Annotated in this window: 11 protein-coding genes; 6 read left to right on the plus strand and 5 right to left on the minus strand. The window is 68.4% G+C overall.

Going from position 1 to position 13,706, the window contains the following annotated elements; all coding sequences use genetic code 11:
- The 4 genes from WC493_RS11100 to ligA form a co-directional block, all read left to right on the plus strand.
- Positions 1-1,498: autotransporter domain-containing protein (locus WC493_RS11100; protein ID WP_373065564.1), on the plus strand; the 1,498-nt coding region annotated here is incomplete at its 5' end.
- Positions 1,499-1,665: 167 nt separating this feature from the next.
- Positions 1,666-2,463 carry an outer membrane protein assembly factor BamD gene (locus tag WC493_RS11105; protein WP_373065566.1) on the plus strand — a complete coding sequence of 266 codons (798 nt, stop codon included), beginning with the start codon at positions 1,666-1,668 and terminating at the stop codon, positions 2,461-2,463.
- A gap of 34 nt (positions 2,464-2,497) precedes the next feature.
- A complete protein-coding gene (gene recN, locus WC493_RS11110; protein WP_373065568.1) occupies positions 2,498-4,165 on the plus strand; it encodes a DNA repair protein RecN in 1,668 nt (555 codons plus the stop codon).
- On the plus strand, positions 4,162-6,219 hold the full coding sequence (gene ligA / locus WC493_RS11115) for an NAD-dependent DNA ligase LigA (RefSeq protein WP_373065570.1): 2,058 nt from the start codon (positions 4,162-4,164) through the stop codon (positions 6,217-6,219). Before recN ends, ligA begins: the two co-directional genes overlap by 4 nt.
- Before the next feature lie 3 nt (positions 6,220-6,222).
- Here ligA and WC493_RS11120 read toward each other — a convergent pair whose 3' ends face one another.
- Both WC493_RS11120 and WC493_RS11125 read right to left on the minus strand, forming a co-directional pair.
- Positions 6,223-6,822 (minus strand): hypothetical protein, encoded by a 600-nt coding sequence (locus WC493_RS11120; RefSeq protein WP_373065573.1) that lies wholly within the window; start codon positions 6,820-6,822, stop codon positions 6,223-6,225.
- A 231-nt stretch (positions 6,823-7,053) separates the two neighbouring features.
- Positions 7,054-7,587, minus strand: a complete 534-nt coding sequence (locus WC493_RS11125; protein ID WP_373065575.1) for a hypothetical protein — start codon at positions 7,585-7,587, stop codon at positions 7,054-7,056.
- Between the two features lie 94 nt (positions 7,588-7,681).
- Here WC493_RS11125 and WC493_RS11130 point away from each other — a divergent pair, with 94 nt between their 5' ends.
- Both WC493_RS11130 and WC493_RS11135 read left to right on the plus strand, forming a co-directional pair.
- Complete coding sequence (locus tag WC493_RS11130; RefSeq protein WP_373065576.1) at positions 7,682-8,257, plus strand: TetR/AcrR family transcriptional regulator; 576 nt, start codon at positions 7,682-7,684, stop codon at positions 8,255-8,257.
- Positions 8,254-8,595, plus strand: a complete 342-nt coding sequence (locus WC493_RS11135) for a multidrug efflux SMR transporter (RefSeq protein ID WP_373065577.1) — start codon at positions 8,254-8,256, stop codon at positions 8,593-8,595. The genes WC493_RS11130 and WC493_RS11135 overlap by 4 nt, the downstream gene beginning before the upstream one ends.
- A gap of 6 nt (positions 8,596-8,601) precedes the next feature.
- On the opposite strand, the gene WC493_RS11140 is transcribed toward WC493_RS11135, so the two are convergent.
- The 3 genes from WC493_RS11140 to purH form a co-directional block, all read right to left on the minus strand.
- On the minus strand, positions 8,602-9,087 hold the full coding sequence (locus WC493_RS11140; protein WP_373065578.1) for a hypothetical protein: 486 nt from the start codon (positions 9,085-9,087) through the stop codon (positions 8,602-8,604).
- 75 nt (positions 9,088-9,162) lie between these two features.
- Positions 9,163-11,853: a preprotein translocase subunit SecA gene (secA, locus tag WC493_RS11145; protein WP_373065579.1), complete on the minus strand. Its 2,691-nt coding sequence runs from the start codon at positions 11,851-11,853 to the stop codon at positions 9,163-9,165.
- Positions 11,854-12,086: 233 nt separating this feature from the next.
- Positions 12,087-13,661 carry a bifunctional phosphoribosylaminoimidazolecarboxamide formyltransferase/IMP cyclohydrolase gene (gene purH, locus WC493_RS11150; RefSeq protein ID WP_373065580.1) on the minus strand — a complete coding sequence of 525 codons (1,575 nt, stop codon included), beginning with the start codon at positions 13,659-13,661 and terminating at the stop codon, positions 12,087-12,089.
- Positions 13,662-13,706 lie beyond the last annotated feature (45 nt).

A 13,706-nucleotide genomic window follows, 5' to 3' on the forward strand; every position in this document is an offset into this window, starting at 1 on the left:
GACGACTCAGGTCGACGACTATCTGGCCGAACATCCGACCACGCCGTCCGACCAGCTCTATATGATCGGTCCCGCCTACAACGACTATTACGCCTACCACCAGCGTGACCCCTCGGTTCCCGCCGAGAACCAGGAAGCGATGATGGAAAGGCTCTATGCCGCCGGCGCCCGCGATTTCGCCATCTTCGCCTATGGCGGCGAGAGCGACTTCGGCAGCGCCTATTCGAAGGAGATCGTGGAGCGTTCCAACCGCTTCCAGCGGGAGCACCCGGGTTCCAAGGTCTATGTCGTCGATTTCGACCGCGGCATCGCCGAAGTGAAGCGCAACCCCGAGAAATACGGCTTCAGCGACAATTTCACGCCGTGCTGGTCTGACGGCCTCTATCTCGACGCCTGCCCGGACGACCGCCTCTATTACGACAGCGTGCACCCGACCAGGACCGGGCACCAGCTCGTCGCCGACTTCTATTACGCCACCATCGCCTCGGGCTATCAGGGGCCGCGCGAGATCGCGCGCCTGCCGGAAATGGCGCGGCTCGCCAGCATGGGGCCGGCGGGGGACATTGCGGGCCGCATCGTCGAACGCCGCCTGGGCGGCATCTTCGACGGCGGTGCGACTCCGGGCGCCGCCTCGGGCAGCACGATCGGCGGCCTCGGCCCGATTCAGCTCTGGGTTCGCAGCGGCATCGGCTTCGGCTCGCGCGATGGCAATGATGTCGCCCAGGATTACAGCTACAGCAGCGAGCATCTGGTGGCCGGTGCCGACGTCGCGCTGACATCGCAGGTCCTGGTCGGCCTCGCCGCCGGTCTCTCGGCCCTGCAGGGCGATTACGAGGGTGTCGGCGGCACGGTCAATCTCTACAGCTACGCCCTGGCCGCTTATGCCGCCTTGGCGGAGGGGCCGCTCACCCTGGCGGCGCAGGTCGGCTATGCCCTCGACCGCTACCGCGATCTCGACCGCGCGACAGGTATGCCAGAGAACCCGACCGCGACCGGCAGCCCGGACGGCAATACACTCTACGCCCGGCTCTCGGCCGCGGCCGAAGTCGTGCTCGATACCGTCACCCTGGTGCCGCAGGTGGCGCTCACCTATGCCGCCTCCCATGTCGACGGATTCCAGGAGAGCGGTTCGGTGCTGTTCGATTTCACCGTGGCGGATCAGGACGTGACCTCGCTCCGCAGCGAGATCGGCGTCGGCCTCCGTCACGTCTTCGACAGTGCCCTGCTCGGCCCGATCCAGGCCGAGGCCGGCCTCGCCTGGGAGCATGAATTTGCCGATGGCGACCGCGAGGTTCTGGGCGTCTTTCCGAACGGTTCGGAGCAATTCGTGCAGAGCCGTTTCGAAAAGGCTGATGCGGCGAAATTGAGCCTGGGGATGCGTTTCGCCGTCGATTCGATCTCGACCGGGGCGACGCTGCGCCTGACCTATGACGGACGCCTCGGCAGTGACGGCGACGACCACCTGGTCGCGGCGGCCCTGCTCGTCCCGCTCGGCTGATGAGGCGCGATTGCATCGAGGTTGGCGCGCCGCGGCGGCTGGTGTAGCGTGGCGCCGATCCTCGGGCCGGTGCCGCCTGTGCATGCCCGATTCTTGCTGTTCGATTGCCGGAGGCAGTGACGCTCGTGTCGCCCATTGGTTTCCTTGCGCGCCTACGTTTCGCGGCCATGGCCGTCGTCGTCGCCACCCTCGCCGCCTGCTCCTCCGATCGCGAGCCGGAACCCTATGTCGAAAAGCCGGTCGAACCGCTTTACAACGAAGCGGCCGATGCGCTGTCGAAAGAGAAATACAACAAGGCGGCCGACCTCTTCCTCGAGGTCGAACGCCAGCATCCCTATTCGATCTGGGCCACCAAGGCCCAGTTGATGGCCGCCTACGCCTATTACCAGGCGGAGAAATATCCCGACGCCATCGATACGGCGAAGCGCTTCATCGAGCTGCATCCCGGCAACAAGGATGCGGAATATGCCTATTACCTGATCGCCATCTGCTACTACGAGCAGATCGTCGACGTCGGCCGCGACCAGAAGAACACGGAAGAGGCGCTGAAGGCGCTGAGCGAAGTGGTGCGCCGCGCGCCGGGCACCGACTATGCCCGCGACGCCCGCCTGAAGCTCGACCTGACGCGCGACCACCTGGCCGGCAAGGAAATGGAAGTCGGCCGCTACTACCAGAAGCGCAAGCAGTATCTGGCCGCGATCAACCGCTATCGCGCGGTGATCGAGCAGTATCAGACCACCAGCCACATTCCCGAGGCACTGGATCGCCTGGTCGAATGCTATCTGTCGCTGGGCCTGACCCACGAGGCTCAGGTGGCGGGCTCCGTGCTCGGTTACAACTACCCGGGCAGCAAGTGGTACGAAGACGCCTATGCCCTGCTGACCGATGCCAACTTGCGCCCGGTCGCCGACGACCGGTCGTGGATCACCCGCGCCTTCGACAAGACGCTGGACACCCTGTTCTGACGAGGGGCGGGCGGCGACGCCCGCATCGGCGCCCATGCTGCAGAGCCTCGCCATCCGCGATGTGGTGCTGATCGAACGCCTGGACCTCGACTTCGGGGCCGGTCTCACCGTGCTCACCGGCGAGACTGGCGCCGGCAAGTCGATCCTGCTCGATTCGCTCGGCCTCGCCCTCGGCGCGCGGGCGGATTCGGGCCTGGTTCGGCCGGGCGCCGACCAGGCCGTGGTGACCGCCGAATTCGCCCTGCCGCAAGGCCATGCCGTGGCCGAACTGCTGACCGATCAGGGCTGGAGCGTCGCCGATTCGATCGTGCTGCGCCGGGTCGTGACCAAGGACGGGCGGAGCCGCGCCTTCGTCGACGACCAGCCGGCCAGCGTCGGCCTGCTCGCCCAGATCGGCGCCCTCCTGGTCGAGGCCCACGGCCAGCACGACGATCGCGGCCTGCTGAACCCTTCCGGCCACCGTGCCCTGCTCGATGCCTTCGCCGGTCACGCCGCCCTGCTGGCCGAGGTGCGCGCCGCGCACGGTGCTCATTACCAGGCCGCCGCCGCCCTGGCCGAGGCGGAGGCCACCCTCGCCGCGGCCAAGCGCGACGAGGAATATCTCCGCCATGTCGTCGCCGAGCTGCGCCATCTGGCGCCGGAGCCGGGCGAGGAACAGCGCCTGTCCCAGGAACGCCACACCATGCAGGAGGGCGAGCGGGCGGCCGGCGATCTCGACGAAGTGGCCAGCCTGCTGGCGGCCGACGGCGGCATCGAAACCCGCCTGCGCAGCGCCCAGCGCCGCCTGGAGCGGGCGGCCGCCCGGGTCGGCGCCCTGCTCGATCCCGTGCTGACCGCACTCGACCGCGCGGCGCTCGAAGCGGAGGAAGCGGTCTCGGCCCTGGCCCAGGCGCGCCGCGCGATCGCCTACGACGAACGCCGCCTGGAGGAGGTCGAGGAACGGCTCTTCGCCCTTCGCGCCGCCGCGCGCAAGCATCAGGTCCAGCCCGACGCTTTGCCGGGCCTCGCCGCCGAGTTGGAAGGGCGGATCGTCGCCCTCGATGCGGGCGAGGGGCGGGTGGTCAAACTCGCCGCCGCCAGGGCGGAGGCGGCGGCGGCGCTGAAGGCCGTCTGCGCCCGCCTGACCGCGGCCAGGCTGGCGGCGGCGGAACGTCTCGATGCCGGGGTCAATGCCGAATTGGACGCGCTCAAGCTCGGCAAGGCCAAGTTCCGCACAAGGGTCGAACCGCTGGGCGACGGCCAATATGGCCCGGACGGCGCGGACCGCGTCACCTTCGAGGTGGCGACCAATCCGGGTGCGCCTTTCGGTGCCCTGGTCAAGATCGCGTCGGGCGGCGAGTTGGCCCGTTTCATCCTGGCTCTCAAGGTCGTGCTGGCCGGCGCCGGCACGGCACCCACCATGGTCTTCGACGAAGTCGACCGCGGCATCGGCGGGGCTGTCGCCGATGCGGTGGGCGACCGTCTGGCCCGCCTCGCCACGGGCGCCCAGGTCCTGGTCGTCACCCACAGCCCGCAAGTGGCGGCGCGCGGCCGCAACCACCTCCAGATCGCCAAGGAGACGGTGGGCGAGGTGACGCGGACCGGCGTCGTCCCCCTGGACGCCAAGGCGCGGCGGGAAGAGATCGCCCGCATGCTCTCGGGCGCCGAGATCACCACGGCCGCGCGCGCCGCCGCCGACGCCCTGCTGAAGGCCGCACGATGACCGGCATCCCCGAAGCCGCCGCCGCGGAACACGCCCGCATCGCCGCCGAAGTACGCGAGCACGACCGCCGCTATTACGAGGAAGACGCGCCGACCGTCACCGACGCCGAATATGACGCGCTGATCGCCCGCCTGCTCGAGCTCGAGGAAGCCTATCCGGCGCTGAAGGCGGGCAGCCCGACTGCCATGGTGGCGGGCCAGGCGGTCGCCAAATTCGACAAGGTGCTGCACTCCAAGCCCATGCTGAGCCTGGAGAAAGTCTTCACCGAAGAAGACGTGCGCGCCTTCGTGACCGGCATCCGCAATTTTCTCCGCCTCGATGCGGAAGAAGAAGTGGCGCTCTATGCCGAGCCGAAGATCGACGGCCTCTCCCTTTCGCTTCGCTACGAGCGGGGTGTGCTGGTGCAGGGGGCGACCCGGGGCGACGGCCGCGAGGGCGAGAATGTCACGCCTAACGTGCGCACCATCGCGGCGATCCCGGAGCGGCTGAAGGGCGCGCCGGACGTCCTCGAAGTGCGCGGCGAAGTCTATATGGGCAAGGCCGATTTCCTGGCCCTGAACGCCCGCCAGGCCGAGGCGGGGGAGAAGATCTTCGCCAATCCGCGCAATGCCGCGGCGGGCTCGCTCCGCCAGCTCGATCCGGCGATCACCGCGGCGCGGCCGCTCCGCTTCTTCCTGCACGGCTGGGGCGAGGTCTCCGGCCCGATGCCGCCCACTCAGGCCGAATGCATGGCATGGCTCGGCGCCTTCGGCCTGCCGCTCAACCCGCGCTCCTGCCTCACCCGGGACATCGACGGGGTGATGGCGGTGTTCCGCCGCCTGGAGGCGGAGCGGGCGGCGATCGACTACGACATCGACGGCGTCGTCTACAAGGTCGACCGGCTGGACTGGCAGGACCGGCTCGGCATGGTCTCGCGGGCGCCGCGCTGGGCGGTCGCCCACAAGTTCCCGGCCGAACAGGCGCAGACTCTGCTCGAAGGGATCGACATCCAGGTCGGCCGCACGGGCGCGCTGACCCCGGTGGCCCGGCTGATCCCGGTCAGCGTCGGTGGCGTCGTGGTTTCCAACGCCACCCTGCACAACGAGGACGAGATCGCCCGCAAGGACGTCCGCGTGGGCGACACGGTGGTGGTTCAGCGGGCCGGCGACGTCATCCCCCAGGTCGTCCGCGTGCAGCTCGACCGGCGCCCGGCCGGGGCGGAGCCCTATGTCTTTCCCGACCATTGCCCGGTCTGCGGCTCACTCGCGCTGCGCGAGGAAGGCGAGGTGGTCCGGCGCTGCACCGGCGGCCTGACCTGCGAGGCCCAGGTGGTGGAACGGCTCCGCCATTTCGTCAGCCGCCAGGCCTTCGACATCGAGGGCCTGGGCGAGAAGCAGGTGAAGGCGCTGTGGGACTGGGGCCTGATCCGCGGGCCTGGCGACATCTTCCGCCTGGAGGAACAGGACGCGGCCTCGCTCACCCCGCTTCGCAACCGCGAGGGTTGGGGCTCGCTCTCGGCCCGCAACCTGTTCGAGGCGATCCGGGAACGGCGCCGCATCACCCTGCCGCGCCTGCTCTTCGCCCTCGGCATCCGTCACGTCGGCGAGCGCAACGCGACCCTGATCGCCCGTTTCTTCGGCTCGGCCGAGGCGCTCGCCGAAGCCTGCCTGACCAGCGAGGAACGCCGCGCCCAAGCGCTCGAAGAATTGCAGACGGTCGATGGTCTCGGCCCGATCGTGGTCGAAGCCTTCGGCCAGTTCCTGGCCGAACCGCATAACGACGCCACCCTGCGCGACCTCCTCTCCCTGCTCGACGTCCTGCCGCCCGAAGCCCGGGCGAGCGACAGCCCGGTCGCCGGCAAGACCGTGGTCTTCACGGGCACGCTCGAACGCATGACCAGGGACGAGGCCAAGGCGCGGGCCGAATCCCTCGGCGCCAAAGTCTCCGGCTCGGTCTCCAAGAAGACCGACATCGTGGTCGCCGGCCCCGGCGCCGGCTCCAAACTGGCCAAGGCCGCCGAACTCGGCGTCCAGGTCATGAGCGAAGAGGAATGGCTGGCCCTGATCGGCGGCTGACGATCAGCCGTCGTGGCCGCTGCCGGTGCCGAGCAGGACGCCGGGGATGCCGGCGCTGCCCCAGCGGTAGACCGGATGCAGCATGACCGCGGCGCGGAGCTGGGTCCAGGCCGCGGCATCGACCGCGGGCACCGGCGTCCGCCCGGCCTGATAGGCGGCCAGCAGGGCGTCGGCGACCCCGCCGGCCGTGACATGGGGCTCGGCATTCCAGCGCGGGTGGCGCAGCCCGGTCATCCGGAAATAGAGGGCATCGACGACATAGGCCGCCGCCTCGTCCTCGTTGTCGGTCACCTGGGTCTTGGTGACGTCGAACAGGGCGTGGGTGCATTCGTGCAGCAGCAGGCCCTGTTCGGTTCGGCCCAGCAGCGGGGCGACCAGCAGGGTGTTCGGCGTGCCCGACTGATATTGCCCGCCGACCCCGGGCGGGAAGGTGGTGGTGATCTGGAGCCGGACGGTGCCCGCCTCGATCGCCCGGGCGACCCGGTGGAATGACGCCGGGGCGATGGTGACCGTGCCCTTGCCTTGCAGGAAGGGGAAGGTGAAGCGAATCCTGGAGACCACCTGCCCGCGGAGCAGGGCCAGCACATCGTCGCGCGCAGACATGACGGCATGATCCTCCGGCCGAACGGATTGACCGCTCTCGTCCCGGCGGATCGGCGAGGTCGCTCGGCAGACGCCCCACCCCGGCGTTGACGACAGATTCATTCTCGGATCGCGGCGGCGGCCCTCGGTCGGCCGGCACCCGAAGCCATGAAACGCCTCGATCGCGGCGCCGTAAAGCACAATCGGATGATGATTCTGATTACGCCTGGGTTGTGCCCCGGGGCGGGGGCGTCAAGGCAGGGCGTCGTTGTAGCGCAGGGCATCCCACCAGAAGCGGATTTCCCGGATCGGTGCGCTGTCGCTGCCGGGGCGCTGCGGCCGGTGGTCTTCGCCAGCCAGCCAATCGTCGAGATTCCGGCCGCAGAGGACGATGTCGGTCTGATGGACCGAGAGGACCGGATTACCGGCCAGACAGGGCTCGGCCGGCAGGCAGCGGTGGCCGAACAGCGGGATCAGGCGCGGGGCGGTGTCGAAGGCGCATCGCAGGGCCGTGTGGCGACCCTCCGGTGTTTCGGGGCGGTCGCCCCATTCGGGCCACCAGACGCCATTGTGCTTGACGTCGAACAGGAAGGACTCGAACGGCCAGTCCAGGCGGGCCTGGATCGCGTCGGGCGGGCTCATGAGCCAGTTGAACGAGCCCTGGCCGCGCAGCAGGGGCCGCCTCTCGTGGAGAAGCTCGGTCAGGTCCGGCGGGAATGGCAGGTTCCAGCGTGCCTGGATCTGGTCCGGTTCGGTGATGGTGTATCCCCCACTCGCCGACGCCATGATCGCCCCTGCCGTACCCCGGTCGCCGATAGTTCTGCGGCTCGGGGGACATCATTCCATTGCCATGAAACCGTCTACCCGGTATGTTTCGGCCATGTCGCTCGCCCATCGCCGCCCGAAACAGCCCGATCTGGTCCGCCGGCAATTGCTGGATGTGGCGGCCGAGCTCGCGCTCGAGGTCGGGGTGGGCGGTCTCAGGTTGGATGCGGTGGCGCGGCGGGCCGGGGTTTCCAAGGGCGGGCTGCTGCATCATTTCCCCAGCCGGCAGGCCCTGCTGGAGGCGCTGTGCGGCGCCTATCTGGCCGAGATCGGGGCGCGCATCGGGGCCGAGATGGCGGCCGATCCGGTCGCCCCCGGGCGCTTCTCGCGCGCCTATCTGACGGTCATGACCGGGGGGGCCGCGAGCGAGCGGGAGCGGGCCTGGGGCCTGCTCTCCGTCGTGCTCTTCGCCGAGCCAGGGTTTCGCGATCGCTGGGGCGACTGGCTGGCGGCGCGGCTGGCCGAGCACCGGGCGACGGACGCGGCGCCGCTGCTCGACGTCGTGCGTTTCGCGGCGGACGGCGTCTGGCTCGCCGACATGTGCGGCGAAGCGGTCGATCCGGCGGCGCGGGCGGCCACCGTGGCCCTGTTGCGCGAGATGACATGCAAGGGCAAGGAGGCTTTGCCGTGACTCTGCTACAGGCTTACGGCGTGCTGATCGTCGCCATCCTGCTCGAACTGACGGGCACGAGCTGCCTCCAGGCCTCGCAGCAATTCACCCGGGTCTGGCCGACGCTGGGCATGGCGGCGGCCTATGCCGCGTCCTTCTACCTGCTGTCGCTGGCGCTTCGCGTGCTGCCGATCTCGGTCGCCTATGCCATCTGGTCGGGCGTCGGCATCGTGATGATCGCGGCGGTCGGCTATGTCGTGTTCCGCCAGAGCCTGGATACGCCGGCCCTGATCGGCATCGGCCTGATCGTCGCCGGCGTCGTCGTGGTCAACGGTTTCTCGGAAACCGTCCGCCACTGAGGCGGCTCAGTTCTCGCTGCACACGAAGCAGGTGACGCCGCTCGGGATCAGCTTCGAATCCGGGCTCAGGTTGGCGCGGACCTGGCCGCCTGCCTCGTAGGCGCCATTGTCGAAAATCGCCTCGAAGGCCTGTTCTTCCGATCGGCCGTCGGGCGAGACCAGGCGCAGGCGGTAGTTCACCGTGGTGCAGCGCTTGTCGGTCGAGGTGATCTCGACCAGATAGGCGATGTCGGCGCCGACATTGTCGCGCCGACGGCCCTCGTCGGTCACCCGCACCTGGGCGGTGCAGGCACCCTGGGCGATCGCACATTCGCACGGGTGGTCGGGCGTGATGCTCTGGCTTGGCGCGGGCTTGGCGTTCGGATAGGTGGTGGCCGGCGCCTGGGGCACGAAGGGCTCTTCCTCCGCCGGGGTGCCGGCGGCCAGGGCGGTCATGGGGAGCCCGGACGCGGCGAAGGCGGAGAGGGCGAGGCTAAACAGAACGGCGCGCATCCGAATCTCCCGGGCAGGCTGGCGGGCGCCGCCATCTTGGCCTGATCCGGCCCCCAAGCAAAGGGGGCCGAATCCTCAGGCCTCGCCGCTGAGAGCGCCGTGGCAGTGCTTGAACTTCTTGCCCGAACCGCAGGGGCAGGGCGCGTTCCGCGCCACCTTGCCCCAGCCGGCGGCCTTGCGCATGTCGTCGGTACTGGGCTTCGGGGCGGGGGCCGCCTCGTTCTCGCCGGTCAGCGGGTCCTCGTGCACGGGCTCCAGCCCCTCCGGCTCGTCCGGCAGGCTGGGCTGCGGCTGTTCGACGCGCACTTCGACATGAGCCAGGATGCGGGTCACGTCTTCCTTGATGCGGTCCAGCATGGCCTCGAACAGGTTGAAGGCTTCCTGCTGGTATTCGCGCAAGGGATCGCGCTGGCCATAGGCGCGAAGGCCGATCGCTTGGCGCAGGTAGTCGAGCTGGAGCAGATGCTCCTTCCAGCATTGATCGAGGATCTGGAGCAGCATGCTCTTCTCGATCATGCGCATCACCGGGGGGCCGAAGCGGGTCGCCTTGGCGGCCATGAAGCGGGCCACCTCGTCCGACAGGCGATGGCGGATCTCTTCTTCGGCGATGCCTTCCTCGGCCGCCCATTCGACCACCGGCAGCTCGAGGGTGAAGACGCGCAGCACTTCTTCCTTCAGGCCCTGGGCGTTCCAGGCTTCGGAATAGGCGCCGGCCGGGATATGGGTCGCGACCAGGTTGTTCACGACATGCTCGCGCATGTCGACCACGTCTTCCGAGACGTCTTCGGTGTTCATGAACTCGCGGCGCTGGCCGTAGATCGACTTGCGCTGCTCGTTCATCACGTCGTCGTAGCGGAGCAGATTCTTGCGGATCTCGAAGTTGCGTTCCTCGACCCGGCGCTGCGCCTTTTCAAGCGCCTTGTTCACCCAGGGGTGGATGATCGCCTCGCCTTCCTTGAGGCCCAGTCGCTGCAGCGTCTTGCTCAGGAAATCCGAGCCGAAGATGCGCATCAGGTCGTCTTCGAGGCTCAGGAAGAACTTGGAGCAGCCGGGATCGCCCTGGCGGCCGGCGCGGCCGCGCAGCTGATTGTCGATGCGCCGGCTCTCGTGCCGCTCGGTGCCGATGATGTAGAGGCCGCCGGCCTTCAGCACCGCTTCCTTGTCGGTCGCGTGCTTGGCCTTCATCGCGGCGATCAGGCTCTCGCGGTCCTCGCTCTCGGGCAGCTCGTCGATCAGCATCGAGAGATTGCCGCCCATCTGAATGTCGGTGCCGCGGCCCGCCATGTTGGTGGCGATGGTGACGGCGCCCGGCTGGCCCGCCTGGGCGACGATACCGGCTTCCTGCTCGTGGAAGCGGGCGTTCAGCACGCGGTGCGGGATCTTCTTCTTGGTCAGATAGGCCGAGAGCAGTTCCGACTTCTCGATCGAGACGGTGCCGACCAGCACGGGCTGGTGGCGGGCGCGGCATTCCTCGATCAAGCCGACGATCGCGTTGAACTTGTCGTTCATGTTCAGATAGACCTCGTCGTCGAGGTCTTTCCGCTGAACGGGGACATTGGTCGGGATCTCGACCACGTCGAGCTTGTAGATCTCGCCGAATTCGGCCGCTTCCGTCGCCGCCGTGCCGGTCATGCCCGAGAGTTTCGGGTAGAGGCGGAAATAGTTCTGGAAGGTGATCGAGGCGAGGGTCTGGTTCTCGTTCTGGACGGTGACGTGTTCCTTGGCTTCCAGCGCCTGGTGCAGCCCGTCCGAATAGCGCCGGCCGCTCATCATGCGGCCGGTGAATTCGTCGATGATGATGACCTTGTCGTCCTTCACCACATAGTCGCGGTCGAGCCGGAACAGCACATGGGCGCGCAGCGCCTGCTGCAGGTGGTGGACGATGGTGACGTTCTCGATGTCGTAGAGATTGCTCGACTTCAGCAGGCCGGCTTCGAGCAGCAGCTTCTCGAACTTCTCCTGGCCCTCTTCCGAGAGCGAGGCGGAGCGCTGCTTCTCGTCCTTCTCGTAGTCGGCTTCGGTGAGCTGCGGCATCAGGAGGTCGATCCGGCGGTAGAGGTCCGAATTGTCCTCGGTCGGGCCGGAGATGATGAGCGGCGTGCGCGCTTCGTCGATCAGGATCGAGTCGACTTCGTCGATGATGGCGAAATGGAAGGGCCGCTGGACCAGGGCGTCCAGCCGGTACTTCATGTTGTCGCGCAGATAGTCGAAGCCGAATTCGTTGTTGGTGCCATAGGTGATGTCGGCGGCATAGGCGGCGCGGCGTTCCTCGTCCGTCAGGTCGTTGACGATGACGCCGGTGGTCAGCCCCAGGAAGCCGTAGACCCGGCCCATCCAGCCCGCGTCGCGCTTGGCCAGATAGTCGTTCACGGTGATGACGTGGACGCCCTTGCCTTCGAGGGCGTTCAGATAGGCCGCCAGGGTGGCGACCAGGGTCTTGCCTTCGCCGGTCCGCATTTCGGCGATCCGGCCCGACTGCAACACCATGCCGCCGATCAACTGGACGTCGAAATGGCGCTGGCCCAGGGTCCGCTTGGCTGCTTCGCGCACGGTGGCGAAGGCTTCGACCAGGATGTCGTCCAGGGTCTCGCCCGCGGCGAGCCTTGCCTTCAACTTGTCGGTCTGGGCGCGAAGCTCCGCGTCCGAAAGGGCCGCGATGGTCGGCTCCAGGGCATTGATCGCTTCGACCTTGCCGCGGAGCTGCTTGACCACACGTTCGTTGGCGCTGCCGAACAGCCGTTTGGCGAGCGAGCCGAAGCCGAGCATGAAGCAACCTTCTTCTGCCGCATCAGCCGGTTTCGTGGCCTGACGGGCGCATGAGGTAATGCGGGGCGCCGGCCCCGCCCGAATTCCGTGCCCGCGGGCCCCGAAAAGGCGGCCGCACGAGCATGGGACAGATAAGGCGCCGCCTCCGCGATGTCAACGAGAGGTGGCCGCATGACCACCCCTCGCGCCCGGCCGTTACTTTTGCCGCAGGCCGGTCGAAGACGCCCGGTCCCTCAGTGCCGGAAGTGGCGCTCGCCCGTGAAGACCATGGCGAGGCCGGCGGCATCGGCGGCGGCGATCACCTCGGCGTCGCGGATCGAGCCACCCGGCTGGGCGACCGCGGTGGCGCCCGCCTCGACGAGGACGTCGAGCCCGTCGGCGAAGGGGAAGAAGGCATCCGAGGCGGCGACCGAGCCGACCGTCAGCGGTTCTTCCATGCCGGCGGCGCGGGCCGCGTCCTGCGCCTTGCGGAAGGCGATGCGGGCGGAATCGACCCGGCTCATCTGGCCGGCGCCGATGCCGACGGTGGCGCCGTTCTTCACGAAGACGATGGTGTTCGACTTGACGTGCTTGGCCACGATGACGGCGAATTCCATGTCCGCCACTTCCTGGGCGCTCGGCTTCCGGGTGGTCTTCACCTCGAAGCGCTCGCCCTCGGCGCCCAGCGTGTCGCGGGTCTGGACGAGCAGGGCGCCGGCCAGGGTCTTGGCGACGAGGCCCGGGGCCTTGGGGTCGGGCAGGCCGCCGGTGACCAGCAGGCGCAGGTTCTTCTTGGCAGCGAGCACGGCCTTGGCGTCGTCGTCGACCGCAGGCGCCACGATCACTTCGGTGAAGATCTGGGCGATCGCCTCGGCGGTTTCCTTGTCGAGGGTGCGGTTGACCGCGACGATGCCGCCGAAGGCCGAGACCGGATCGCAGAGCAGCGCCTTCTTCCAGGCATCGATCAGGTTCTCCGCCGTGGCGACGCCGCAAGGATTGGCATGTTTCACGATGACCACGGCGGCGCTCTCGCGCGGGTCGAACTCGGCGACCAGCTCGAAGGCGGCGTCCGTGTCGTTCAGGTTGTTGTAGGAGAGTTCCTTGCCCTGGAGCTGCTGCGCCGTGGCGACACCCGGGCGCTTCTCGCCCGTCACATAGAGGGCGGCGGACTGATGCGGGTTCTCGCCGTAGCGGAGCAGGGCGGCGCGGGTGCCCGACAGGGTCAGGCGTTCCGGGAACGTGTCGTCGAGCTGCTTGGCGAACCAGCCCGAGATCGCGGAATCATAGGCCGCCGTCCTGGCATAGGCCTTGGCCGCGAGGCGGCGGCGGGTCGCCAGCGAGGTGGCGCCGCCATGGGCCGCGAGATCGTCCAGCACCGATTTGTAGTCGGCGGGGTCGACCACCACGGTGACATGGTCGTGGTTCTTGGCCGCCGAGCGGATCATGGCCGGGCCGCCGATGTCGATATTCTCGATCGTGGTCTCGAAATCGGCGCCGCGCGCCACCGTCGCCTCGAAGGGATAGAGGTTGACGACGACGAGGTCGATATTGCTGATGCCGTGTTCCTGCATCTGGGCGACATGCTCGGGCAGGTCGCGCCGGCCCAAGAGGCCGCCGTGCACCTTGGGGTGCAGGGTCTTCACACGGCCGTCGAGGATTTCCGGGCTGCCGGTGTGTTCGGCGACGTCGATCACGCGGAGGCCGGCGTCGCGCAGCGTCTTGGCGGTGCCGCCGGTCGACAGGATCTCGATGCCGCGGTCGGCAAGGGCGAGGGCGAATTCGACGAGGCCGGTCTTGTCCGAGACCGAAAGAAGCGCGCGGGCGATCATGCAAATACCTGAAAGGATGTGGGGGAACCCCGGGGCGGGCACCGC

It is taken from the genome of Zavarzinia sp., from assembly GCF_041650655.1.
Taxonomy (GTDB): domain Bacteria; phylum Pseudomonadota; class Alphaproteobacteria; order Zavarziniales; family Zavarziniaceae; genus Zavarzinia.